The 24,809-nt window shown below is 66.9% G+C and carries 24 protein-coding genes; 7 read left to right on the forward strand and 17 right to left on the reverse strand.

The window, feature by feature from the left end; translation table 11 throughout:
• Positions 1-74 precede the first annotated feature (74 nt).
• From IG196_RS15590 to IG196_RS15640, 11 genes are all read right to left on the reverse strand, one after another.
• Positions 75-1,463, reverse strand: a complete 1,389-nt coding sequence (locus IG196_RS15590) for an efflux transporter outer membrane subunit (protein WP_192196850.1) — start codon at positions 1,461-1,463, stop codon at positions 75-77.
• A complete protein-coding gene (gene macB / locus IG196_RS15595) occupies positions 1,456-3,438 on the reverse strand; it encodes a macrolide ABC transporter ATP-binding protein/permease MacB (RefSeq protein ID WP_192196851.1) in 1,983 nt (660 codons plus the stop codon). The genes IG196_RS15590 and macB overlap by 8 nt, the downstream gene beginning before the upstream one ends.
• Positions 3,435-4,607, reverse strand: a complete 1,173-nt coding sequence (macA, locus tag IG196_RS15600; RefSeq protein WP_192196852.1) for a macrolide transporter subunit MacA — start codon at positions 4,605-4,607, stop codon at positions 3,435-3,437. The genes macB and macA overlap by 4 nt, the downstream gene beginning before the upstream one ends.
• 201 nt (positions 4,608-4,808) lie before the next feature.
• Complete coding sequence (locus IG196_RS15605) at positions 4,809-5,312, reverse strand: disulfide bond formation protein B (RefSeq protein WP_153284105.1); 504 nt, start codon at positions 5,310-5,312, stop codon at positions 4,809-4,811.
• Positions 5,309-6,406: a sulfate/molybdate ABC transporter ATP-binding protein gene (locus tag IG196_RS15610; protein WP_099789544.1), complete on the reverse strand. Its 1,098-nt coding sequence runs from the start codon at positions 6,404-6,406 to the stop codon at positions 5,309-5,311. Before IG196_RS15610 ends, IG196_RS15605 begins: the two co-directional genes overlap by 4 nt.
• Before the next feature lie 20 nt (positions 6,407-6,426).
• The gene (cysW, locus tag IG196_RS15615; protein ID WP_101491751.1) at positions 6,427-7,329 is read right to left on the reverse strand and encodes a sulfate ABC transporter permease subunit CysW; all 903 of its coding nucleotides are present in this window, start codon (positions 7,327-7,329) and stop codon (positions 6,427-6,429) included.
• Position 7,330: 1 nt separating this feature from the next.
• Entirely contained in the window at positions 7,331-8,218 is an 888-nt protein-coding gene (gene cysT, locus IG196_RS15620; RefSeq protein WP_099789553.1) for a sulfate ABC transporter permease subunit CysT, read from the reverse strand.
• Positions 8,219-9,235 carry a sulfate ABC transporter substrate-binding protein gene (locus IG196_RS15625; RefSeq protein WP_192196853.1) on the reverse strand — a complete coding sequence of 339 codons (1,017 nt, stop codon included), beginning with the start codon at positions 9,233-9,235 and terminating at the stop codon, positions 8,219-8,221. It abuts the gene before it with no gap.
• Entirely contained in the window at positions 9,232-9,807 is a 576-nt protein-coding gene (locus IG196_RS15630) for an RBBP9/YdeN family alpha/beta hydrolase (RefSeq protein WP_192196854.1), read from the reverse strand. The genes IG196_RS15625 and IG196_RS15630 overlap by 4 nt, the downstream gene beginning before the upstream one ends.
• 22 nt (positions 9,808-9,829) lie before the next feature.
• Positions 9,830-10,471: a peroxiredoxin gene (locus tag IG196_RS15635; RefSeq protein ID WP_099789561.1), complete on the reverse strand. Its 642-nt coding sequence runs from the start codon at positions 10,469-10,471 to the stop codon at positions 9,830-9,832.
• Between the two features lie 150 nt (positions 10,472-10,621).
• On the reverse strand, positions 10,622-11,536 hold the full coding sequence (locus tag IG196_RS15640) for a LysR family transcriptional regulator (RefSeq protein ID WP_192196855.1): 915 nt from the start codon (positions 11,534-11,536) through the stop codon (positions 10,622-10,624).
• A 135-nt stretch (positions 11,537-11,671) separates the two neighbouring features.
• Between IG196_RS15640 and IG196_RS15645 the strand changes: the two genes are divergently transcribed.
• Both IG196_RS15645 and IG196_RS15650 read left to right on the forward strand, forming a co-directional pair.
• Positions 11,672-12,319 carry an FMN-dependent NADH-azoreductase gene (locus tag IG196_RS15645; RefSeq protein WP_192196856.1) on the forward strand — a complete coding sequence of 216 codons (648 nt, stop codon included), beginning with the start codon at positions 11,672-11,674 and terminating at the stop codon, positions 12,317-12,319.
• A 282-nt stretch (positions 12,320-12,601) separates the two neighbouring features.
• Complete coding sequence (locus IG196_RS15650; RefSeq protein WP_101491756.1) at positions 12,602-13,387, forward strand: SDR family NAD(P)-dependent oxidoreductase; 786 nt, start codon at positions 12,602-12,604, stop codon at positions 13,385-13,387.
• 140 nt (positions 13,388-13,527) lie between these two features.
• Here the strand turns inward: IG196_RS15650 and IG196_RS15655 are convergent, their stop codons facing one another.
• On the reverse strand, positions 13,528-14,085 hold the full coding sequence (locus IG196_RS15655; RefSeq protein ID WP_192196857.1) for an NADPH-dependent FMN reductase: 558 nt from the start codon (positions 14,083-14,085) through the stop codon (positions 13,528-13,530).
• Positions 14,086-14,274: 189 nt separating this feature from the next.
• On the opposite strand from IG196_RS15655, the gene IG196_RS15660 reads away from it, so the two are divergent.
• The 4 genes from IG196_RS15660 (at position 14,275) to IG196_RS15675 (ending at position 18,206) form a co-directional block, all read left to right on the forward strand.
• Complete coding sequence (locus IG196_RS15660; RefSeq protein WP_192196858.1) at positions 14,275-15,246, forward strand: aliphatic sulfonate ABC transporter substrate-binding protein; 972 nt, start codon at positions 14,275-14,277, stop codon at positions 15,244-15,246.
• A gap of 19 nt (positions 15,247-15,265) precedes the next feature.
• Entirely contained in the window at positions 15,266-16,492 is a 1,227-nt protein-coding gene (gene solA, locus IG196_RS15665; protein WP_192196859.1) for an N-methyl-L-tryptophan oxidase, read from the forward strand.
• 65 nt (positions 16,493-16,557) lie between these two features.
• The gene (gene panE, locus IG196_RS15670; RefSeq protein WP_192196860.1) at positions 16,558-17,490 is read left to right on the forward strand and encodes a 2-dehydropantoate 2-reductase; all 933 of its coding nucleotides are present in this window, start codon (positions 16,558-16,560) and stop codon (positions 17,488-17,490) included.
• A 14-nt stretch (positions 17,491-17,504) separates the two neighbouring features.
• The gene (locus tag IG196_RS15675) at positions 17,505-18,206 is read left to right on the forward strand and encodes an aspartate/glutamate racemase family protein (protein ID WP_192196861.1); all 702 of its coding nucleotides are present in this window, start codon (positions 17,505-17,507) and stop codon (positions 18,204-18,206) included.
• Between the two features lie 31 nt (positions 18,207-18,237).
• Here IG196_RS15675 and IG196_RS15680 read toward each other — a convergent pair whose 3' ends face one another.
• Positions 18,238-19,596: an NAD(P)/FAD-dependent oxidoreductase gene (locus tag IG196_RS15680; RefSeq protein ID WP_192196862.1), complete on the reverse strand. Its 1,359-nt coding sequence runs from the start codon at positions 19,594-19,596 to the stop codon at positions 18,238-18,240.
• A 132-nt stretch (positions 19,597-19,728) separates the two neighbouring features.
• Here IG196_RS15680 and IG196_RS15685 point away from each other — a divergent pair, with 132 nt between their 5' ends.
• Complete coding sequence (locus tag IG196_RS15685) at positions 19,729-20,697, forward strand: alpha/beta hydrolase family protein (protein WP_192196863.1); 969 nt, start codon at positions 19,729-19,731, stop codon at positions 20,695-20,697.
• A 6-nt stretch (positions 20,698-20,703) separates the two neighbouring features.
• Here the strand turns inward: IG196_RS15685 and IG196_RS15690 are convergent, their stop codons facing one another.
• From IG196_RS15690 to epsC, 4 genes are all read right to left on the reverse strand, one after another.
• Complete coding sequence (locus tag IG196_RS15690) at positions 20,704-22,536, reverse strand: family 2A encapsulin nanocompartment cargo protein cysteine desulfurase (protein ID WP_192197030.1); 1,833 nt, start codon at positions 22,534-22,536, stop codon at positions 20,704-20,706.
• A 66-nt stretch (positions 22,537-22,602) separates the two neighbouring features.
• On the reverse strand, positions 22,603-23,535 hold the full coding sequence (locus IG196_RS15695; RefSeq protein ID WP_042579703.1) for a family 2A encapsulin nanocompartment shell protein: 933 nt from the start codon (positions 23,533-23,535) through the stop codon (positions 22,603-22,605).
• Between the two features lie 75 nt (positions 23,536-23,610).
• On the reverse strand, positions 23,611-23,880 hold the full coding sequence (locus IG196_RS15700) for a helix-turn-helix domain-containing protein (RefSeq protein WP_099789595.1): 270 nt from the start codon (positions 23,878-23,880) through the stop codon (positions 23,611-23,613).
• Complete coding sequence (epsC, locus tag IG196_RS15705; protein ID WP_192196864.1) at positions 23,877-24,797, reverse strand: serine O-acetyltransferase EpsC; 921 nt, start codon at positions 24,795-24,797, stop codon at positions 23,877-23,879. The genes IG196_RS15700 and epsC overlap by 4 nt, the downstream gene beginning before the upstream one ends.
• Positions 24,798-24,809: the final 12 nt, after the last annotated feature.

Below are 24,809 nucleotides of genomic sequence, written 5' to 3' on the forward strand. Positions count from 1 at the left end.
GCGGCACAGAGGGGCCGCCCACACCGCACCGCCTGCCGGGCACCTGCTGTGGCCTGGGAGCCGTTCCTGTCTTCCTACTCGACGATGGCTGCGCCGCCCAGCGCCTTGTACAGCGTCATCGTCGCGTTGAGCTGGTTCAACCGATTCTGTGCCACCGACACCTCTGCGATGCGGCGCTTGTCCTTGGCATCGAGCACCGGCTGCAGCGCAGTGGCGCCTGCGCGGTAGCGCACTTCCGACAGGGCTTCCGCGCGTTGTGCCTGCTGCAGCGCCAAGGCCAGCTTCACGCTTTCGTCCTGCAGTTGGGTGCGTGACGACAGCGTGTTCTCCACCTCGGACAAGGCCGTGTACAGCGACTGACGAAACCCGACGACCGCTTCTTCGTACTGCGTCTGCGACACGGCGACGGTCAGCCGCGCGGTGTTCCATTGCAGGAAAGGCAACACCAGGCCGGCACCCAGCGTGGCGATCGGGTTCTTCAGCACCTCGCCCAGTGCATTGCTTCCCGCGCCCAGCGAGCCCGTGAGGCTCAGCGTCGGGTAGAAGCCGGTGCGCGTTGCATCGACGTTCGCCAGCGACGCCCGCAGGCGCTGCTCCGCAGCACGCAGGTCGGGCCGACGGCCCAGCAGGCTCGCGGGCAGGCCGGCATCGATCACGGGCAAGGCCGTGTCCGGCAACTGCGAGGGCTCCTCCTTCGGAGTGTCGGGCGGCATGTCGAACAGGATGGCCAGCGCGTTGCGCGCTTCGACGCGCTGTTGCAGCAGCTGCGTGTGCGCGGCCTCCTGACTCGCGAGGTTCTGGCCGGCCTGCGCGACATCGAGCCCGGACACGGCGCCCGCCGCGTACTTGGCGCGCACCAGGGCCTGGATGCGCCGCGCGTCGGCCATGCCGGCTTCGCTCAACGCGATGCGGTGGTTCAGATAGCCGCTTTGCCAGTACAGCCCGGCGGTCGTGCCGACCAGCGCCAGTGCCGTGGCCTCGCGGTCGGACTCGGTGGCCTGCAGCTCCCAATCGGCGGCGCTGCGTTGCGCCGACAGGCGGCCCCAGAGATCGATTTCGTAGCTCAGGTTCAACGAGGTGTTCGCGCTTGATGCGACCACGCCGCCTCGCTTCAAGTCGAAGCTGCGGCTGGTGCCGAGTTGCCCCGTCACGCCCGGCGTGAGGTTCGTGTTCGCCAGGCCGGCCTGCAACTGCGCCCGCTGCACGCGGATGCCGGCTGCGGCCAGGTTGTTGTTGGTGCGCAGGGCGTTGTCGATCAGGGTGTCGAGCCGCGCGTCGTTGAAGGCGGCCCACCAGCGGGTCTGTGGCATGGCCGCCGCGTTCGGCGACGTGGGCTGTTGCTGCTGCCACGCCTGCGGCACGCCGAGCGGCCGTTGTTCGCGCCGCTCCGGCTGGAACAGCGTGCAGCCGCCGAGCGCCAGCGCGATGGCGAGCGCTCCCAAGGTCAGGCGCGCGCTACTCACGGGCCAGTGCCTCGATGGGGTCGAGCCGCGCGGCGTTGCGCGCCGGCAGGTAGCCGAACAGCACGCCGATGAGCGACGCGCACAGGAAGGCCGACACCACGGCGCCCAGCGAAAAGATCATTTGCCATTGCTTCACGAACACCGAGAACAGAAAGCTGATGCCGTACGACAGCATCACGCCGATGAAACCGCCGACCAGGCACACGAGCACGGCCTCGGTCAGGAACTGCTGCAGCACGTCGCTCTGGCGCGCGCCCACGGCCATGCGGATGCCGATCTCGCGGGTGCGCTCGGTCACCGACACCAGCATGATGTTCATCACGCCGATGCCGCCCACCACCAGCGAGATCACCGCGATCAGCGACAAGAGCAAGGTGAGCGACTGGCTCGTGCGCTCTGCCGTCTTCACGATGCTGTCCATGTTGAAGGTGAAGAAGTCCTTGCCGCCGTGGCGCAGCGTGAGCAGCCGCACGATGCTTTCCTCGGCCGCCTTGGTGGGCTGGTCGTCGCGGATGCGCACGGTGATGCCATCGAAGTGCTGCTGGCCAAACAGGCGGCTCGCGCCGGTGCTGTAGGGCAGCCAGATGTTGAGCGACTTGTTCTCGCTGAACATGCTCTTCTTTTCCTGCGCCACGCCGATCACGGTGCACGGCAGGCTGCCCACGAGGATGACCTTGCCGATCGGGTCGGTGCCCTCGGGAAAGAGCTTGCGCCGCGTGTTCTGGTCGATCACCACCACCTGCGACTGCTGCCGCACGTCGTTGGCGTTGAACGGCGCGCCGCTGGCCATCTGGATGTCGCGCACGCTGAAGAAGTTGTCGCTGACGCCGTTCACGTTGCCGTTGACGTCGGCGCTGCGGTAGCGCAAACGCAGGCTGCGCATGGTGGTGGGCGTGACGCTGTGCACGAAGGGCTGCGCGGCAATGGCCTGCAGGTCGGCGGGCAGCAGCGTGCGGATGCTCGCGGCCTTGTCGTCGCCGAAGTCGCGGCCCGGGTAGATGTCGAGCGTGCTGGTGCCGATGGCCTTGATGTCGGCCAGCACGAAGCGCTTGGCGCCCTCCCCGATGGCCACGATCGACACCACCGAGGTGATGCCGATGATGATGCCCAGCATGGTCAGCGCCGTGCGCATGCGGTGCGCCATCATCGAGCGCCAAGCCATGCGAAAGGCCTCGGAGAAGCGGGCCCAGCCGGTGCTGAAGCGTGCGATGCCGAGCGTGGGACGCGTCATGGCGGGCGGCGTGGGGGTGTCGTCGCCGACCGTCTGCGCGGGCGCGGCCACGGTCGGCACGTTCGGCCGGTCGCCGACGATCACGCCGTCGGCGATCTCGATGATGCGTTCGGTGCAGCGCGCCACCTGCATGTCGTGCGTCACGATGATGATGGTGTGGCCCTGCGCATGCAGCTCGCGCAGGATGCCGATGACCTCCTGCCCGCTCTTGCGGTCGAGCGCGCCGGTCGGCTCGTCGGCCAGGATGACCTGCCCGCCGTTCATCAGTGCGCGCGCAATGCTCACGCGCTGCTGCTGGCCGCCCGAGAGCTGGCTCGGCCGGTGCTCGGTGCGGTCTTCGAGGCCCAGGCGCGCCAGCAGTTGCCGCGCCCGCGCGTCGCGTGCCGTGCCCTCGGTGCCGGCGTAGACGGCGGGCACCTCGACGTTGCCGGTGGCCGTCAGGTGCTGCATGAGGTGGTAGCGCTGGAAGATGAAGCCGAAGTGCTCGCGCCGCAGTGCGGCGAGCGCGTCGCTGTCGAGCGTGCCGACGTCCTGGCCCGACACGGTGTAGGTGCCGGTGGTCGGCCGGTCGAGGCAGCCGAGGATGTTCATCAGCGTCGACTTGCCCGAGCCCGAGGCGCCGACGATGGCCAGCATTTCGCCGTGGCCGATGTCCAGGTCGACGTCCTTCAGCACCTGGACCTCCTGCTCACCCGAGGGAAAGCTGCGGCCGATGCCGCGCAGAGTCAGCAGCGGCTGCGTCACTGGCGCGGCCTCCGGTTGCCGCTGTCGTTGCCGTTGTTGCTGCCGTCGGTCTTCTCCAGCGCCGAGGCGTCGCCGGTGATGACGCTGTCGCCCTCCTTCAGGCCTTCGAGCACCTGGGCCTGGAAGTTGTTGCGGATGCCGATGCGCACCTGCCGCTTTTCCACGCGCTGGTCAGGCAGGAGCACGCGCACTTCATGGCGGCCCTCCTTGTCGCGCGCGCCGAGCGCGGTGAGCGGCACGGTCAGCGCCTGTTTCGCCTCGCCCAGCAGGATGGCGACCTGCGCCGTCATGTCGACGCGCAGCGTGCGGTCGGGGTTGGGCACGTCGAACAGCGCGTTGAAGAACACCGCGTTGTTGATCTTCTCGGGCGACGGCTGCACCGCGCGCAGCGTGCCGTGGTAACGCGTGTCGGGGTCGCCGAGGATGGTGAAGTACACGGGCTGGCCGGCCTTCACGCGCACCACGTCGGCCTCGGACACCTGGGCCTTCACGGTCATGGTCGACAGGTCGGCCAGCTTCATGAGCGTGGGCACCTGGAACGAGGCCACCACGGTCTGGCCTTCGAGCGTGCTGATCGACACCACGTCGCCGTCGATGGGCGCCATGATGCGCGTGTACGACAGGTTGGTCTGCGCCGAGGCCAGGGCCAGTTTCTGCTGGCGGATCTGGGCGTCGAGCGACACGCCGTCGGCGCGCAGCGCACGCAGCTCGGTGTCGGCGCCTTCCAGGTCCTGGCGCGCGGCGGCGTCCTGCGCCAGCATGTCGCGCTGCCGTGCCCAGGTGAGCTCTGCCTGCTTCACGCGAACTTCCTTCGCAAGCTTCTGGGCCTGCAGGTTCTCGAGCTTGGCCTGTTCCTGCGCGAAGGTGTTCTGCGAGATGACGGGGTCGATTTCGGCGAGCCAGTCGCCCTTCTTCACCGTCTGGCCGAGCACCACTTTCAGCGACTTGAGCTGGCCCGACACCTGCGCGCCCACCTCGACCTGCTTGAAGGCCTGCAGCACGCCGGTGGCGAGCACCGCGTTCTCGAGGTCACCGCGCTGCACGGTGGCGGTGAGGTAGTCGCTTTTCTTCGGCGGGCTCAGCCAGAAGAAGGCCGCGATGGCCAGCACGACGAGCAAGGCCAGGCCGACAAGGAGCTTGCGCGATCGTCGCGAGGGAGTTGTGGGCATGCAGTGAAAGTGGGATGAAACGGGCGGCGAAGCGCGGGAAAGGATGCGATTGATCCTAGCCCCGGTTGCTGAAGGCCTGCTAAAGCACGCAGTTTCGACGGGCCTTTGCCTCGGCCCGCAGCGGCGCGGCCATTGAAAACGGCGTGGCCCGCTGCCCTCGAAAGGCAGCGGGCCACGCCGCCGAAACTACTGAAAAAGAACTCAGCGCGCCGTGCGCCGACGCAGCAGCAAGGTGAGGAGCAACAGCGCCAGCACCGTGAACGCAATGAACGACCAGTTCGCCAGCGTCAGGCCGAACAGCGACCAGTCGATCTTGGAACAGTCGCCGCCGCCACGAAAGATCATCGGCAGCGCGCGCTTGAGCGGGAAGGTCTCGATCATCCCGTACAGGTCACGCCCGCACGAGACGACTTCGGGCGGATACCACTGCAGCCAGCTCTGCTGCGCCGCCGTGTAGGCACCGCCCACCGCCGCCGCCAGCGCCAGCACGCCGCCCGTCACCTGCAGGCCGCGGCTGTTGAACAGCGCCGCCAGGCCGGTGAACAGCGCCACGAGCATCAGCGCATAGCGCTGCACGATGCACATGGGACAGGGTTCGAGTCCGACCACGTGTTGCAGATACAGCCCGAAGGCCAGCATCAGGACACAGGCCAGGCAGATCAGCGCAAGCGCGCGGCGCGGCGCGCCGAAGTACCAATGGATCAAGGAGACACCCAATCTTCTTCTACGAACACCCTGGCCTTGCGGGGGTTGGCGACGACGGTGTCGCCTTCCTTCAAGTCCAGGTCGCGGAACTGTTGCGCAGGGAGTTGCGCTTCGATGATGGTTCCGGAGCCCGGATTATCTGGATTCGTTTCGGTGGGCTCAAGTTCCAGCCGCGCGATCGGTCCGACCACAATCGCGCGCGACAGCGTGGCGACGATGCCGGTGGCGCCCGCCACATAGCGGGTCACGTCCAGGTCATGCGGGCGCACGTAGGCCAGCGCCTTGGCGTCGCGCGCGGTGCTGTGCTCGGGCGAGTCGATGCGCATGCCGTCAAGTTGCACGGCGCCGTTGTCGGCCCGGCCGTGGAACAGGTTCACGTCGCCCAGGAAGCCGTAGACGAACGGGCTCGCGGGCTTGTCCCACACGTCCTGCGGCGAGCCGACCTGCTCGATGCGGCCCTTGTTGATCACCACCACGCGGTCGGCCACTTCAAGCGCTTCTTCCTGGTCGTGCGTGACGAAGATCGAGGTGACGTGCAGCTCGTCGTGCAGCCGGCGCAGCCAGCGGCGCAGTTCCTTGCGCACCTTGGCGTCGAGCGCGCCGAAGGGCTCGTCGAGCAACAGCACCTTGGGCTCCACCGCCAGCGCGCGGGCCAGCGCAATGCGCTGGCGCTGGCCGCCGGACAGCTGCGACGGGTAGCGGTCGGCCAGCCAGTCGAGCTGCACCAGCTTGAGCAGGTCGGTCACCTTCTGCTTGATCTGCGCGTCGCTCGGACGCTCCTTGCGCGGCTTCACGCGCAGGCCGAAGGCCACGTTCTCGAACACGGTCATGTGGCGGAACAGCGCGTAGTGCTGGAACACGAAGCCGACCTGGCGTTCGCGCACGTGCACGTCGGTCGTGTCTTCGCCCGAGAAATGGATGCTGCCGGTGTCGGCCGTTTCCAGGCCCGCGATGATGCGCAGCAGCGTGGTCTTGCCGCAGCCCGAGGGGCCGAGCAGCGCGACGAGCTCGCCCGACTCGACGTCGAGGTTCACGTTGTTCAGCGCCCGGAAGTCGCCGAACTGCTTGCTGATGTTGCGGATTTCGATGCTCATGGTCTTGTTCTCTCGTCTTCTCAGGCCGCCGAAGGCTCGGGGGGACGCTCGGGCGGCAGCTCGGCGATGGCTTTCATTTCGCGCTCATGGCGCCACTCGATGACCGACTTGATCACCAGGGTGACCAGCGCCAGGATCGCCAGCAGCGAGGCCACCGCAAAGGCGGCCACCGACTGGTATTCGTTGTAGAGCACCTCGACGTGCAGCGGCATCGTGTTGGTCTGGCCGCGGATGTGGCCCGACACCACCGACACCGCGCCGAACTCGCCCATGGCGCGTGCATTGCACAGAATCACGCCGTACAGCAGGCCCCACTTGATGTTGGGCAAGGTCACGCGCCAGAAGGTCTGCCAGCCGGTCGCGCCGAGCACGATGGCGGCCTGCTCTTCGTCGGTGCCCTGCGCCTGCATCAGCGGAATGAGTTCGCGCGCAATGAAGGGAAAGGTCACGAACACGGTGGCCAGCACGATGCCGGGCACGGCGAAGATGATCTTGATGTCGTGCTCCGCCAGCCACGGGCCGAACCAGCCCTGCGCGCCGAACACCAGCACGTAAATCAGGCCCGCCACCACCGGCGACACCGCGAACGGCAGGTCGATCAGCGTGGTCAGAAAGGCCTTGCCACGGAACTCGAACTTCGCGATGGCCCAGGCCGCGGCCACGCCGAAGACGAGGTTCATCGGCACGGCGATGGCGGCGGTGATCAGCGTGAGGCGGATGGCGCTCCACGCATCGGGTTCCTTCAGCGCCTCGAGGTAGGCGCCGAGGCCCTTGCGCAGCGCCTCGACCGCCACGGCCGCCAGCGGCAGCACGAGGAACAGGAACATGAACACGAGGGCGACGCCGATCAGCGTCCAGCGGACCCAGGCCGACTCGGTGGTGCCGGCTTGTGCGCGGCGGATGATTTTTGAAGGTGCGCTCATGTCAGGCTCCTGCGCGCTTGCGCTGCCAGGCTTGCAGGCCGTTGATGACCAGCAGCAGGATGAACGACAGCACCAGCATCACCAACGCGACCGCCGTGGCGCCCGTGTAGTCGTACTGCTCCAGCTTGCCGATGATGATGAGCGGCGTGATCTCGGAAATCATCGGCATGTTGCCGGCGATGAAGATCACCGAGCCGTACTCGCCGATGGCACGTGCGAAGGCCATGGCAAAGCCCGTGAGCAATGCCGGTGCAATCGCCGGAAAGATCACCCGGGTGAAGGTCTGCAGGCGCGTGGCACCCAGCGACGTCGCGGCTTCTTCCAGTTCTTTCTCGGTGTCTTCGAGCACCGGCTGCACCGTGCGCACCACGAACGGCAGCCCGATGAAGATCAGCGCAATCACGATGCCCGCCGGCGTGAACGCCAGCTTGATGCCGTACGGCTCCAGCAGCTGCCCGACCCAGCCATTGCCCGCGAGCAGCGCCGTGAGCGAGATGCCGGCCACGGCCGTGGGCAGTGCGAACGGCAGGTCGACCAGCGCATCGACGATGCGCTTGCCCGGAAACTTGTAGCGCACCAGCACCCAGGCCACCAGCAGGCCGAACACCGCGTTCACCATGGCGGCGATCAGCGAGGCGCCGAAGGTCAGGCGGTACGAGGCCATCACGCGCGGCGCGGTCACCGACACCCAGAAGTGCTCCCAGGTCATCGTGAAGGTCTTGAAGACCAGCGCCGACAGCGGGATCAGCACGATCAGGCACAGATAGAAGACCGTGAAGCCGAGCGTGATGTGGAAACCGGGCAGCACGCGCTTGGCGCCTCCTGCCCGGTTGGCACGTGAAAAAGGCGCTCCCGCTGCCGGGAGCGCCGAAGAAGCAGCGCCGCTCATTTACTTCGCGCCAGGCGTGTAGAGCTTGTCGAACTGACCGCCGTCATTGAAGTGCACCTTCTGCGCTTCGCTCAGGCTGCCGAACAGTTCCTGCACCGTGAACAGCTGCAGCGGCTTGAAGGTCGAGGCGTACTTCTTGAGCACGGTCTGCGAACGCGGGCGCAGCGCATGCTTGGCGGCAATTTCCTGCGCTTCTTCGGAGTACAGCCAGTCGAGGTAGGCCTTGGCGAGCTCGCCCGTGCCCTTCTTCTTGACGGTGCGCTCGACGATGGCCACCGGGTTCTCGGCCACGATGGAGATCGACGGGTACACCGAGTCGACCTTGCCGGTGCCGAATTCACGGTCGATCGAGACCACTTCGGATTCGAAGGTGATCAGCGCATCGCCGATGTTGCGTTGCAGGAAGGCGGTGGTCGCGTCGCGGCCGCCGCGTGCCAGCACCGGCACGTTCTTGAACAGCTTGCCGACGAACTCGGCAGCCTGGGCGTCGGTACCGCCCTTCTTCTTGATGTAGCCCCAGGCGGCCAGGTAGGCGTAGCGGCCGTTGCCGCCGGTCTTGGGGTTGACGATCACGACCTGCACGCCCGGCTTGATCAGGTCGTCCCAGTCCTTGATGCCTTTGGGGTTGCCGTTGCGCACCAGCAGCAGCATGGTCGAGGTGGTGGGCGATGCGTTCTCGGGAAACTTCTTGTTCCAGTCCTTGGCGACCACACCGGTGCCGGCCAGGAAGTCGATGTCGGTCGAGGTGTTCATGGTGACCACATCGGCGTCGAGGCCGTCGGCCACGGCGCGCGCCTGGGCGCTGGAGCCGCCGTGCGACTGGTCGATCTTGACGTCCTTGCCCGTGGTCTTCTTGTAGTTCGCCACGAAGGCCGCGTTGTAGTCCTTGTAGAACTCGCGCGCCACGTCGTACGAGGCGTTCAGCAGGCCCGTGCCTTGGGCGAAGGCGGTGCTGCCGGCAAGTGCGGAGGACGCCAGCGCGAGCACGGCAGCGAAGGTCTTGATTCTGGAAGTCATGTGGTTGCCAGGTTGTCTGAAAATTCACGACCGGCCGACCAGGCGGCGGGTTCGTCGGTCAACGATTGCAGCAGGGCCAGGCCGAGCGGCCAGTCTCCATGCCCCGAATCGATGTTGATGTGCCCCGCATTCTGCATGCGCACGAACTCGCTGCCCCAGGCGCGCGAGTAGGCGCCGGCAAGGCGGATGGGGCAATAAGGATCGTTGCTGCTCGCCACCACGATGCTGCGGTACGGCAGCGCCGCATACGGCACGGGCGCGAAGTCGGACAGCACCGCGCGGCGCTCCGGGTCGGCCGGCGCCACCAGCAGCGCACCCTGGATGCGGGCGGCAGCCTCGGGCGGCAGGTGGGCCGTGGCGATGCAGCCCAGGCTGTGCGCCGCGATGACCACGGGGCCTTCGCTTTCCAGCACCAGCTTGGCCAGCGCGGGCACCCAGGCATCGCGCTTGGGCGAGGCCCAGTCGTCCTGCACCACCCGCGCCGCGCCCGGAATGCGTTCTTCCCACAGGCTCTGCCAATGGCCGGGCCCGGAGTCGCGCCAACCGGGCACGATAACCACGCGTGTCTGCATGTGCGGGTGCCGCCTGTGCTTCTTACTTGTTGGGCTGCGGCGTGATCCGCAGGTAAGGCTTGACGGCCTTGAAGCCCTTGGGGAAGCGCTCGGCCAGTTCGGCCGGGTCCTGGATGCTCGGCACGATGACGACGTCGTCGCCGTCCTTCCAGTTCACGGGCGTGGCGACCTTGTGGCTGTCGGTGAGCTGCAGCGAGTCGATCACGCGCAGGATCTCGTCGAAGTTGCGACCGGTCGATGCCGGGTAGGTGATGGTGGTGCGGATCACCTTCTTCGGATCGATGATGAACACGCTGCGAACGGTGGCCGTGGCCGACGCGTTCGGGTGGATCAGGTCGTACAGGTCGGCCACCTTGCGGTCGGCGTCCGCAATGATCGGGAAGTTGACGGTGGTGTTCTGCGTCTCGTTGATGTCGCTGATCCACTCTTTGTGCTTGGTGGCCGGGTCGACGCTCAGCGCGATGGGCTTCACACCGCGCTTGGCGAACTCACCCGACAGCGCCGCCGTCTTGCCGAGTTCGGTGGTGCACACGGGCGTGAAATCGGCCGGGTGCGAGAAGAACACGATCCACGAATCGCCGGCCCACTGGTAGAAGTCGATCGGGCCTTCGCTGGAGTCCTGGGTGAAATTGGGGGCGGTGTCGCCGAGTCGCAGGGTTGCCATGGTCGCTCCAAGGAGGGGGTGAAGCCCTGGATTGTGCGAACCGCTGCTTCAATGGCAAACGAATATCTGTTTGTTTGGATATGACGTTTTTCGCATATAGAACTTGCGAAGCCCTGGCGTGACGCTATCTTTTAGATAGCAATTCTGGCCTCAGAACATCCGCATCTGCTCGCTTTGCAGGTGTTCGGACAGGAAGTCGATCAGCCGTCGCACCGCGGGCACCAGCGCCCGCCGCGCCGGAAACACCATGTGCGCCACCACGGGCGATGGCCCCCAGCCGGGCAGCACCCGCATCAGCCGGCCCGCCTCGACGTCGGCAGTGCACATGTAGTCGGGCAGCAGGGTCGCGCCGACGCCGCCCAGCGCGCCGAACTGCAGCGTGGCGAGGTCGTCGGCCACGTAGCGCGGCGTGTGCACATGCAGGTGGCCGCGGCCTTCCGGGCCTTCGAGCCGCCATTCGGCGCGCCCTTCCCCGTTGACCGACATGGCCGCCGTCGGCAGCTTCGCGAGGTCGGCGGGCGCCTCGACCGGCCCGTGTTCCGCCAGCAGCGCTGGGCTCGCGACCAGCACGCCGCGACTGTGGCCGAAGGTCTTGGCCACGAGCACCGTGCTGTCCTCGATGGTGGGGCGCACGCGCAATGCGATGTCGATGCCCTCCTCGATCAGGTCCACCGGCCGGTTGATGACGCGGATGTCGACGCGCACCGCCGGGTAGCGCGCCATGAACAGCGGGATCAGTTGCGCCAGCCCGCTGTGCGAGATGGTCACCGGGCAGGTCAGCCGGACCAGCCCGCTCGGCTCGGTCTGCACCTGCGCCACCGCCTCGGCCGCCGCCTGCGCTGCGTCGCGCATCGCCGAGGCATGGCGCAGATAGATCTCGCCGGCCGGCGTGAGCGACAGGCGCCGCGTGCTGCGCTGCATCAGCTGCACGCCCAGCCGCTCCTCGAGCTCGGCCACGCGGCGCGACAGGCGCGATTTGGGAATGCCCAGCGCCCGGCTGGCGGCGGCAAAGCCGCCCCGTTCGGCCACCTCGGCGAAGAAAACCATGTCGTTGAGGTCTTGCATGGCTTCATTGTCCTGCAAACAGAACGATCTGATCAAATTTTGGCTACTTATCAATCACTCGCATCAAAAATAGAATTCTCCCAACGCCGGCCACTTCTCAGCGCCGACACCTTGCACAGAAAGTGATTGACTGACATGAAGCTGCTCCACATCGACTCCAGCATCCTGGCCTCCGGCTCCACCTCGCGCCAGCTGACCGCCGAAACCGTCGCCGCCTGGCGCGCCGCCCACCCCAACACCCAGGTCGAGTACCTCGACCTTGCCGTGGACGCGCCCTCGCACTTCGGCGCCGACGCCCTGGGCATCAAGACCGGCGTGCAGGCCCAGCCGACCGAAGCGCAGCTGCGCGAGAACGCCCTGTCGGAAAAGCTGGTGACCCAGTTCCTGGCCGCCGACGTCGTCGTGATCGGCGCCCCGCTGTACAACTTCACCATCCCGACCCAGCTCAAGGCCTGGATCGACCGCCTCGCCCAAGCCGGCCGCACCTTCAAGTACACCGACAAGGGCGCCGTGGGCCTGGCCGGCGGCAAGACCATCATCGTGGCGTCGAGCCGCGGCGGCATCTACTCGACCTCCGAAGGCGGTCAGGCCGCGGAACACCAGGAGAGCTACCTGAAGGTGATCTTCGGCTTCTTCGGCATCACCGACGTGCGCTTCGTGCGCGCCGAAGGCATCGCGATGGGTGACGCGCCCAAGGCCGCCGCACTGACCGCCGCCCGCGCCGACATCGTGGTGGCGACCGCTGAAGCAGCCAACCAAAAGGACATTGCCCAGGCTGCCTGAGCCTTGCCGGCCGGCTCACAGCCCGTTGGGTCTCAGTGGCAGGGACCCGACGCGGCTTTTTGGCCTTTCTCTTGCCGAAGCACCTCGCCACGGGGTGCCTTCGCGCTGGGCCAGTGCGGCGCGCACCCCATTTCACCGCGCACGCCTCAAATCGCCCAAAACAACAGACCTTTGCAAACATTTAGGTCTTTGGTTAATTCCATTTGAATCAAATATCCAAAGCAACCCAACACTGATAATCTTTTTTGGCCAATTCGGCAGTCAACCACTTCCTGGCCAATCATGCAAGAAAATCAGACAGACAGAGACACCCTGCTCGACACCTTTCGCGGCGACCTCTTCAATGGAAAATCCATTGTGGTATCGGGCGCCACCAGTGGCATCGGGCTCGCAATTGCGCACGGCTTTGCGAGGCTCGGTGCATCGGTCGTGGCCACCGGAAGCAGTCCTGAAAAGATCGCTAGGGAAAGGCTAAATCCGGCAAATCAATCCATTCGCTTCGAACTCCTCGATGCACGCGATGGCGACGGCATCAAGGCGTTTGCCGCAAGATTTGAAACGCTCGACGTTCTGGTCAACGCACAGGGCATCCTTTGCGGCGAGGCAGAACATACCGAGGAAGTCTTCCTCGATGTGATCAACGTCAACCTCAATGGCGTCATGCGCATGTCGTACGCCTTTCGCGAGCACCTGATCCGCGCGAAGGGCAGCATCATCAATATCTCGTCGATGCTCAGCTATCTTGTCGAGCCCGAAATTCCCGCCTATGCCGCGAGCAAGACCGGGCTTCTCGGCTTGACCCGAACATTGGCGCACGCGTACGGTCCCCATGGCGTGCGGGTCAACACGATTTCTCCGGGATACCACAAGACCGATATGACGAAAGTGCTGTGGAGCGTGCCAAAGAGCCACGACCTGATTGCCGGCCATTCCGCGCTCAAGCGCTGGGGATCGACCGAAGATCTGGTTGGCGCCGCGATTTTTTATGCCAGTCCGGCCGCCGCGTTCATTACGGCCACCGATTTGCCGGTCGATGGCGGCTATGTCGTTGGAAATACGGTTCGATAATTTTCCACACCCAATTGATCGATATTGAATTCAATTTTTCAATTCAGTTGAAATAGCGACAATCAAATCGTCAGTTCCAAAAAGAAAGCCGCCCTCACAAGGGGCGGCTTTCTCATGGGCGTCGAACGGCGCCCGATTCGTCAGGCAGCCGAATGGCTCTTCACCCAGGTCACGTACTTGTCCATCCAGCCCTGCAGGAACTTCTGCGTGCCTTCGTTGCCGATGTGGCCCTTGTCGTCGAACAGGCCTTCCTTCGCCTGCAGGAACACTTCGGGCCCGCCCATCGTGGGCGCGTCGAGGTAGGCCAGGATGTTGCGCAGGTGCTGCTGCGCCAGCGCGGTGCCGATGGCGCCCACCGAGATGCCGACCACGCCGGTCGGCTTGCCGGCCCAGACGCTCTGGCCGTAGGGGCGCGATGCGTGATCGATGGCGTTCTTCAGCACGCCGGGAATCGAGCGGTTGTATTCGGGCGTGACGAACAGCACGCCCTGCGCGGCCGCGACCTCGCTCTTGAGGCGCTTCACCGAAGCGGCCTGGTTGCCATCGTCGTCCTGGTTGTACAGCGGCAGGTCGTCGATGCGCAGGGTTTCGAAGGTGAAGTCCGACGGCGCCAGGTGCGCCAGCGCCAACGCCAGCCTGTGGTTGAACGAATCCTTGCGCAGGCTGCCGACGATGACGGCGATCCGGGTCTGTGCCATGAATGAAGCTCCTTGAGTGAGAGGGTCGGAATGACGACGACGATTATGCGAAGGCCCCATGACCTTTTCCGGAAAAGTTCATGCATCGCTTTGTAGTGACGTGCGCCAGTTTGTGCATGAGCACATGACAAAAGCTTCGTGGCCCGGCGCGCCGCCCGCACCTACAGTCGCCGATTTTTCGCCGACGCCATGCACACCTTTTCCTCGTCTTCCCGCCGCCGCCTGCTCCAGGCCGGCGCCGCCTCAGCCCTCGTCGCCGCATCGGCCCCGCTGTTCGCCCAGACGCGCGCCCGCACCCTGCGCATCGGCTACCAGAAGTTCAACACGCTCAACATCCTCAAGGGCACGGGCCAGCTCGAGAAGGCGCTGGCACCGGCCGGCGTGAACGTCGAGTGGCGCGAGTTCCTCGGCGGCAGCCAGCTGTCGGAAGCGCTGGCGGCCGGCGCCATCGACTTCGGCCATGCCTCCGACGGCATCGGCGTGTTCCAGCAGGCCAGCGGCAAGGGCCTGGTCTACCTCGCAGCCGAAAGCCCCTACCCCGGCGGTGTCGGCTTCCTGGTGCCGCGTGACTCGCCGATCCGCAGCGTGCGCGACCTCAAGGGCAAGAAGGTCGTCACCGGTCGCGGCTACAACACGCAGTACGTGCTGATCCGCGCGCTCGAAGCGGCCGGCCTGCGCTATGAAAACATCGAGCCGGTCTACATCGTCACGGCCTCCGACACCGTGGCCGCTTACCAGTCGGGCAGCGTCGCGGCCATCGGCCTGTGGGACCCGTTCCTGGCCGGCGCGCAGGTGGCGACCGAGTCGCGCCTGCTGTTCGACGGCACCGGCCTGAGCGGCAACCGCACCTACCACTTCGCGCAGCCCGCCTTCGCGCGCGCCAACGCCGAGACGCTGCGCACCGTGTTCGCCGAACTGCGCAAGGCCAACGACTGGGCACAGGCCCACCCCGGCGACGTGGTGGCCACGCTCGCGCCGCAGTTGAAGGTCGAGCCCAAGGTGCTGGCGCTGGCGACCGAACGGCGGCAGTATGGCGTCGTGGCGCTCACGCCCGCCATCGCCCGCGAGCAGCAGGGCCTGGCCGACGTGTTCGCGCAGCTGAAGCTCATTCCCCAGCCCATCGCGGTGAAGGATGCATTTCTCGACCTGAACCTTGTGTGACGACGACACCCTCTGCCCCGTGACCCGTTCCCTCTCTCATTACGACGCGATCGTCATCGGCCTGGGCGCCCTCGGCGCGGCCACCCTCTACCAGCTCTCGCAACGCGGCGCACGCGTGCTCGGCATCGACCAGTTCGCACCGCCGCACGACCGCGGCTCCTCGCACGGCGATTCGCGCATCACGCGGCTGGCCGTCGGCGAAGGCGACGAGTACGTGCCGCTGGTGCACCGCTCGCACGCCATCTGGCGTGAACTCGAGGCGCGCACCGACCGCACGCTGATGACCACCACCGGCGGCCTCGTCCTCGCGCCACGCGACCGCGTCGCCGCGCACCACGGCAAGTCCGACTTCGTGCGCCGCACCATCGCCTGCGCCGAGCGCTTCGACATTTCGCACGAGGTGCTCGACGCGGCCGGCATTCGCGCGCGCTACCCGCAGTTCCACCTGCAGGGCGACGAGATCGGCTACCTCGAACGCGATGCCGGCTTCGTGCGGCCTGAAGACGCCATCGCCGCCCAGCTCGCCGTGGCCCGCGCCGACGGCGCACAGACCCGCACCGGCGAGCGCGTGCTGAGCGTCGAGCCCGTGGGCAACGGCGACACCGTGCGCGTGCGCACCGAGACCGCGAGCTTCACCGCCGACCAGGTGGTGGTCGCGGCCGGCGCCTGGCTGCCCGAATTTCTCGGCCGTCAGGCGCGCACCGACTGGCAGGCCGACTTCTCCGTGCACCGGCAGGTGATGCACTGGTTCGACACCGGACCCGCCGCCGCGGCCGACTTCGCGCCCGGGCGTTTTCCCATCTTCATCTGGATGTTCGGCGACGCGCAGGAAGACTACATGTACGGCTTTCCGGCCTCGGACGCATCGCAGCCCGCGCTGAAGGTCGCCACAGAACAGTACGTCGACGCCACCACGCCCGACGCGCTCGACCGCGACGTGAGCGCCGAAGAAACCGCCGCCATGTACCGCGACCGCGTGGCCGGTCGCTTTCCGCAGATCAAGGGCCATGCAATCAAGGCCCGCGCCTGCATGTACACCGTCACGCCCGACCGCCGCTTCGTGATCGACGCACTCGACGGCCTGCCGAACGTGCTGATCGTCTCGGCCTGCTCCGGCCACGGCTTCAAGCATTCGGCCGGGCTGGGCGACGCCATCGCCGACCGGGTGCTGGGCCGCGAGAGCGCGCACGGCCTCGACCTGCGGCCCTTTGCCCGCGAACGGTTGGTGGCCTCGCAACACCCCTGAGGCGCCCGCGCGCGATCCGGGGCATCATCGCTTCCGATCTTCAGTTTCTTCGGAGGCAGCGCGCGATGCGATTCCTGATGGTGGGTGCCGGTGCACTCGGTGGTTACTTCGGCGGGCGCCTGCTCGCAGCGGGCCGCGATGTGACCTTTCTTCTGCGTCCCGGCCGCGCGGCCCAGCTGGCCACGACCGGCCTCGTCGTGCGCAGCCCCTGCGGCGACCTCGACCTGCCGACGCCCAAGCACGTGCTGGCCCAGCAGATCGATGGCCCCTACGACGTGGTCGTGGTCGGCTGCAAGGCCTACGACCTCGACGCGACCATGGACTCGTTCGCGCCCGCCGTCGGGCCCGACACCGTCATCCTTCCGCTGCTCAACGGCCTGGGCCACATCGACCGGCTGGTCGCGCGCTTCGGCGAGGCCCGCGTGCTCGGCGGCCTGTGCATGATCTCCGCCACCCTCGACGACGAAGGCCGCGTGCTGCACCTGAACGACATGCACAGCCTGAGCTACGGCGAACGCGTGGGCGGCCGCTCGGCGCGCATCGACGCCATCGCGGCCCAATTCGCCGGCGCGAACTTCGCCGCCATGGCGAGCGAGACCATCGCGCAGGACATGTGGGAGAAGTGGGTCTTCATCGCCTCTGCGGCAGGCCTCACCAGCCTCATGCACGCATCCATCGGCGACATCGTGGCGGCAGGCGGCGAAGACGTGGCGCTCGCGATCTTCGACGAGTGCTGCGCCATCGCCGCCCACAACGGCTTCGCGCCACGCCCCGGCGCCCTCACGCGCGGTCGCGCGGTGGTCACGACCGCCGGCTCGCCCATGACCGCCTCGATGTACAAGGACATGGCCCGCGGCGCGCGCGTCGAGGCCGACCACATCCTGGGCGACCTGCTGGCCCGCGCACCGCGCAGCGCATCGCCCACGCCGTCGGTGCTGCGCACGGCGTACGTGCACCTCAAGGCCTACGAGTTCCGGCGCGCCCGCGAAGCCGGTTGAACGGCAGCCACGCCATGACCGACACGCTCGCCTTCCTCCACACGGCGCAGGTGCATGTGCAGACCTTCGGCGGCCTGGCACGCGAGATCGCACCCGAGCTGCGCGTGCAGCACCTGGTGATGGAAGAGCTGCTGGCCGATGCGCGCACGCTGGGCGTCGACCACGCCGGCCTGGTGACGCGCGTGCACGAGGCCATGCGCGACGCCGCCTCGGACGGTGCCTCTGTGGTCGTGTGCACCTGCTCGACCATCGGCGGCATCGCCGAAAAGACCGCCACCGGCGGCGCCTTTGCCGCCCTGCGCATCGACCGCGCCATGGCCGACCGCGCCGTGCGCAACGGCCCGCGCGTGCTGATCGTCGGCGCCGTCGAAAGCACCATCGACCCCACCCTGTCGCTCGTGCTGTCCGCAGCGCGGCAGGCCGGTGTCGGCATCCGCGCCAGCACGCTGCTGGTCGAAGACGCCTGGGTGCATTTCCAGTCGGGCGACACCGCGCGCTACGTGGCCACACTGGCCGAATCGATCCGCGCCGCCGCCGATGGCACCGACGTGATCGTGCTCGCGCAGGCGTCGATGGCGCCGGTGACGGGGTTGCTGGCGGACCTGGGGGTCGATGTGCTCAGCAGTCCGCAGTTGGGGGTGGCGCATGCGGTGGCCACGCTGCGGGCTTCGAGCAAGGCCTGGGCATCCGGCAGTACCGGCATGTCGGGCTGGTAGCCCTGCCGCAGGAACCCGGCGCTCGGGTCGCCTAGTCCGACTTCTGGATCGTCTCCCCCTTCAACGCCCCCATGTCGCGGATGTTGAAGCGGTGCTGCTTCCACCCCGCCATGGTGCGGCGGAAGTTGGCCAGGGAGATGCCGTAGTACAGCACCTTGAACATGCGCAGCGCGCCCCACATCGGCGTGCCCTTGTAGATGTCGCCGGCCAGCAGCGACATCAGCGCTTCCTTCACCCGGAACGGGTTGCCGGGGTACATGAACATGTCGCGGATGGTCGGGTTGGTCACGCGGTAGATGAACCACGAGTACTCGCGCGGGCCCTTGCGCATCATGGCCTCGAAGCCTTCGCGGGCGCGGGCCAGTTCGGCCGGCTGGTCGAGCGCGGTGGCCACCAGTTCGGCGCCGTCGAAGGCGCTGTGCATCGCCAGGTACACGCCCGATGAGAACATCGGGTCGATGAATGTGAAGGCGTCGCCCAGCAGCAGATAGTTGTCGCCCGTGGCGTGCGTGCTCGAGTACGAGAAGTTGCCGGTGGCGTGCACCGCGTCGTCGACCAGCGTGGCGCCCTTCAGGCGGTCGGCCAGCACGGGGCACAGCGCGATGGTGTCGTAGAAGAATTCCTTCAGCGATTTTTCGCGCGTCTTCAGGTAATAGGGCCAGCACACCGCGCCCACGCTGGTCGTGCCGTCGGCCAGCGGGATGAACCAGAACCAGCCGTGCGGAAACCAGCAGATGCTGATGTTGCCTTCCTTCTTGCCCTCGAGCCGCTCGGCGTTGGTGAAGTGGCCGAACAGCGCGGTGCTGTTGTGGGCGGGGTTCTTCTGCTTGCAACGGAATTTGTTGGCCAGCAACGTGTCGCGGCCCGTCGCGTCGATCACGAAGCGGGCACGCCAGCTGCGCTTGGCGCCGTCGTCCATCACGGCCTGCACGGTCGCGCCGTCGGCGTCGAAAGCCACGTCGCGCACCTTGCAGCCTTCGAAGGTCTGTGCGCCGCGCGTGGCGGCGTTGCGGAACAACAGCTCGTCGAGTTCGGAGCGGCGCACCTGCCAGGCGGAGTCGAGCGACTTGTCCCAGCCTTCGGCGAACTCGACATAGCTGCGGTGCTCATGCTCGGGCGAGACGAACTCGATGCCGAACTTCGGCATGCCGATCTTCTCGACCTGGTCGCGCACGCCGAGCCTGTCGAACAGCTCGACGTTCGCGGGCAACAGCGATTCGCCGATGTGAAAACGCGGGTGGTGCTCTTTCTCGACCAGCACCACCTGTCGGCCCTGCTGCGCCAGCAGCGCCGCGACGGTCGAGCCGGCGGGGCCGCCGCCGATCACGAACACGTCGCACGACTCGTTGACAGAAGGAGCGCCGGAAGAAGAAACCTGAGGCTGGGACATGCAAGGACAAGCAGCGTGATGGACAGCGACAGAGCATAGCGCGCCCGCATCGCACGACGCAAAACGGGCTGGCGGCACGCGCCCCGAGGCGGCACACTGGCGGCCTTTTCTGCCCTCAAACCCTTGCGCGCCATGACCTTGCATCGCCTTGCCCTGCTCGCCGCCCTCTGCTTGTCTGCCGCATGGAGCCATGCGGCGGGCTTCAGCTTCATCGAGGTGCCGGCCGACAAGGACGGGCCGGCCTTGCGCGGCGCGGTGTGGGCGCCTTGCGAGACGGCACCCAACGAGATCGCGTTCGGCGTCATTGCGATTTCGGCCACCAAGGACTGTCCCATCGCCGGCACGGGGCTGCCGCTGGTGCTGATGTCACATGGCTCGGGCGGCTCGTTCCTCGGACACCACGACACGGCGGCGGCGCTGGCCGATGCAGGCTTCGTGGTCGCCGCCATCAACCACCCGAACGACAACTTCCAGGACATGGAACGCCGGGGCCACCTCTCGACATTTGCCGCGCGGCCCGTCGACATGCGCCGACTGGCGGATCACATGCTGAACGCATGGGCCGGACGCACGAAGATCGCCACGACAAAGGTCGGCTTCTTCGGTTTCTCACGCGGCGGCTACACCGGCCTCGTGGCGACGGGCGCGGTGCCCAACTTCAACCTCGGCCTGCGCTTCTGCACGCCGGCATCGAAGATTCCGTTCTGCGGCCAGATCCAGCGCCAGGAACTGCCTGCGCCCCCGGTGCGCGATGCGCGCATCAAGGCGGCGGTGATCGTCGATCCATTGAGTTTTTTCGATGCCGAGGGGCTGAAGCAGATCGCGGTGCCCATTCAGCTCTGGGCCTCGGCGCGCGGCGGCGATGGCGTGACGCCGGGCGACGTGGAAGCCATCCGCAGCAACCTGCCCACCGTGCCGGACTGGCACATGCCCGCGAACACCGCGCACTTCGCTTTCTTGGCGCCTTGCACGCCCGCCATGGCCAAGGCCCTGCCGGAGATCTGCAGCGATGCCGGCGGATTCGACCGCGCCGCCTTCCATGCAGACTTCAATGCCAAGGTGCTCGCCTTCTTCAGGCAGCACCTGGCATCGAAGCCCTGACCCGGCTCAGCGCGTGCGCCGCTGGCCGGCGAGTCGCCGCACCACCGTCACCAGCCGATCGATCTCGTCGAAGGTGTTGTAGAACGCCAGCGAAGGCCGCACCGTCGTTTCGACGCCGAAACGCCGCAGGATCGGCTGCGCGCAGTGGTGTCCCGTGCGCACCGCGATGCCTTCGTCGTTGAGCGCGTGGCCCACCTCTTCGGTGGTGTAGCCGTCGAGCACGAAGGACATCACGCTCGCCTTGTCCGCCGCCGTGCCGATCAGCCGCACGCCGGGGATCGCGCCCAGTTGCGCCATGCCGTACACCAGCAGGTCGTGCTCGTAGCGCGCGATGTTCTCGATGCCGACCTTGTTCACGTAGTCGATGGCTGCGCCCAGGCCCACCGCATCGGCGATGTTGCCGGTACCGGCCTCGAACTTGTTCGGGATCGGCTGGAACACGGTCTTCTCGAAGGTCACATCGGCAATCATGTTGCCGCCGCCCTGCCACGGGGGCATGTCTTCGAGCACCTCACGCTTGCCCCAGACCACGCCGATGCCCGTCGGGCCGAACACCTTGTGGCCGGAGAACACGAAGAAGTCGGCGCCCAGGTCCTGCACGTCGACCCGCATGTGCGAGACCGACTGCGCGCCATCGACCAGCGCCTTCGCGCCGGCACGGTGGGCCAGTTCGACGATCTCCTTCACCGGCACCACGGTGCCCAGCGCGTTCGACACCTGCGTGACCGCGACGATCTTCGTGCGGTCGTTCAGCAGCTTGCGGTATTCGTCGAGCAGCACCTGGCCCGAATCGTCCACCGGAATCACGCGCAGCTTCGCACCCTTGGCAGCAGCAAGCTGCTGCCACGGCACGATGTTGGCGTGGTGCTCCAGGTTCGACACGATGATCTCGTCGCCCTCGCCCACGTGCTGGCCGCCCCAGCTCTTGGCCACGAGGTTGATGGCCTCGGTGGTGCCGCGCACGAAGATCACCTCTTCGACTTCGGGCGCGTTGATGAACTTGCGCACGCGCTCCCGTGCGCCTTCGTAGGCGTCGGTCGCACGTGCAGCGAGCTCATGCGCCGCGCGATGGATGTTCGAGTTCTCGTGCGCGTAGAAGTAGGCGATGCGGTCGATGACCGATTGCGGCTTGTGCGTGGTGGCGGCGTTGTCGAACCACACGAGCTGCTTGCCGTTCACGCGCTCCTGCAGGATCGGAAAGTCGCGGCGCACAGCGTGGACGTCGAATGGCGGATGCTGGCCGCTGCCGGCGAGCGGTACGGCATCGGGGCCGCGCGGGTCGGGCTTGGCTGGTGTGACGAAGCCGCTGGGCAGACGCACCGCATCGACGAAATAGAACTGCGCGTCGCGTCCGACTGGCGCCGAAGGCGGGCTTGGCGGCAACGCAGGCTGTGCCGTCGGCGCGGCAAGGCCAGCAAACGGATCATGGATCGCAAAGCCATCGCTGGCGCTGGCCACCGGATGCCCGTAGCTGTGGTTCAGGAAGTAGAACGGCGAGGCCGCTGCCTGTGGCGCCACGGGTGCACCGACTTGCTGCGGCACGCCCTGCACCACACCGCCCGAACGCGGCTCGAAAGCCGGCGCCACGGACAACACGTTGTCCGGCACACCATTGCCCGCCACCGCATGCGGCAGCAAGGCCGGCGCGCGGTTCGCGAGCGAAGGCAGTTGGGTCGGCGATGCAGGCAGCACGTTGGCGCCCGGAATCTGCCCTTGCGGGATCGGCGTGCCCGGCACGCTGGGCCCGAAGCCGGCGGGGCTCACCAGCGGCGAGCCCGGCGGTGCGATGTTGGCGGGAAACTGCTCGCCCGGCGGCGCGGAGAACATGGCGCTCGCCATGCGCGCGAGGATGGCCGGATCGAACGGCGCCTCGCCCGGGATCGGGGGTGTGCTGCTCACCGCGGCTTACTTGTAGGTGTCGGGATAGTCGTGGTACTTGCCGATCTCGACGTCGTCGAGCACGGCCAGCGCGTCGGTGGTCAGTACCGCGAGCGAGCAGTACAACGAGATCAGGTACGACGCGATCGCATGGTTGTTGATGCCCATGAAGCGCACCGACAGCCCCGGGCTCTGCTCGCCCGAAAGGCCCGGCTGAAAAAGGCCCACCACGCCCTGGCGTTTGTCGCCCACGCGCAGCAGCAAAATCTTGCTCTTGCCGTCGGCCACCGGCACCTTGTTCGACGGAATCAGCGGAATGCCGCGCCAGGTGATGAACTGCGAGCCGAAGAGGCTCACGGTCGGCGGCGGCGTGCCGCGGCGCGTGGCTTCGCGGCCGAAGGCGGCAATAGCCAGCGGGTGCGTGAGGAAGAACGCAGGCTCTTTCCACACCTTGGTCAGCAGCTCGTCCAGGTCGTCGGGCGTGGGTGCGCCGGTCAGCGGAAAGATGCGCTGCTCTTCGCTCACCTGGGCCAGCAGGCCGTAGTCGGGGTTGTTGATGAGCTCGCTCTCCTGGTTCTCCTTGATCGTCTCGATCGTGAGGCGCAGCTGTTCCTTGATCTGGTCGTGCGGGCTGCTGTACAGGTCGGAGATGCGGGTGTGCACGTCGAGCACGGTGCTCACGGCGTTCAGGTAGTGCTCGCGCGGGTTCTCTTCGTAATCGACGAAGGTGCGCGGCAGCTGGTTCTCTTCTTCACGCGAGGTGCACGTGACCTTGATCGACTCGGGGTTCTTGACCTTGTTGACGCGGTAGATGCCCGCCTCCACCGGCACCCACTGCAGCAGGTGCGTCAGCCAGCGCGGGCTGATGGTCTCGAGTTGGGGAACGGTCTTGGTGGCGTTGGCTAGCTGGCGGGCGGCGTTGTCGCCAAGGGCGGTGGTACCACCGACTGTTGCACTCATGGATCAAGGCTCCGTGGGTTGAGAGAAAGAAGAAAACACTGTGGTCCCCAGTGTCCGGGGACCACGGGTTTCCCCTCAACAGGCTATAGCCGCCAAGTTGATCCGCCGTGCAAGGCGCGACTGTTCCAGTTGCTCGCAACGCGCGAGCAGGTTGACGATGTTGATGCCCAGTGCAGTGGCCAACTTCTGCGCCGTGACGATCGACGGGATCACGCGCCCGCGCTCGATCTCGCCCACGTACGAGCGGTTCAGATCGGAACGCTCGGCCAGCTGCTCCTGCGACCAGCCCTGCCCTTCACGCAGTTGGCGCACGGTGACGCCGAAGTCTTCGACAAAGGCTTTCATACGCTGCCCGCCTTCGGTGCACTGTTGTTCTGCAGGCTGGCCTGCGTGACGCTGGCGCCGGGCTTCACGTCGTCGGTGATCCACACGTTGCCGCCGATGACCGCGCCCTTGCCCAAGGTCACGCGGCCCAGGATGGTCGCGCCCGCGTAGATGACCACGTCGTCTTCCACCACCGGGTGCCGCGGCAAGCCCTTCTGCAGGTTGCCCTCGGCGTCGGTCGGGAAGCGCTTGGCGCCGAGCGTGACGGCCTGGTACAGGCGCACGCGCTTGCCGATGACCGCTGTCTCGCCGATCACGACGCCCGTGCCGTGGTCGATGAAGAAGCCCGCGTCGATCGTCGCGCCCGGGTGGATGTCGATGCCGGTCTGCGCATGCGCCAGCTCGGCCACGATGCGCGCGAGCAGTGGCAGGTCGAGCTCGTAGAGCCGGTGCGCGAGGCGGTGATGAATCATCGCGAGCACGCCCGGATAGCACAGCAGCACCTCGTCGACGCTGCGCGCGGCGGGGTCGCCCTGGTAGGCCGCGAGCACGTCGCTGTCGAGCAGCCGGCGCAGGCCCGGCAGCGCGTTCGCGAACTGGCGCACCGCCTCGGTGGCCGACGCATCGATCTCGCTCGCCGGGCGCGGTGCCAGCCGTGCATTGAAGTTCAGCTCGAGCCGGGCCTGCACCAGCAGCGCCTGCAAGGCGGCGTCGAGCGTGTGACCGACATAGAAATCCTCGCTCTCGTGGCGCAGGTCCGGCGGGCCGAGCCGCATCGGAAACAGCGCGCCCTTGAGCGATTCGACGATCTGCGTCAGCGCATCGCGCGACGGAAACTCGCGCGCCCCGGGCTCGCGCGAACGGCGCTGCGAATCGCGCCACTCGTCGCGCACCTCGTGCAGTGCGCGCACGATGTCGCTCACTTCAAATTGAGCCATGTGTTTTTTCCT

It is taken from the genome of Variovorax sp. 38R (assembly GCF_014843395.1).
GTDB lineage: Bacteria > Pseudomonadota > Gammaproteobacteria > Burkholderiales > Burkholderiaceae_C > Variovorax > Variovorax paradoxus_H.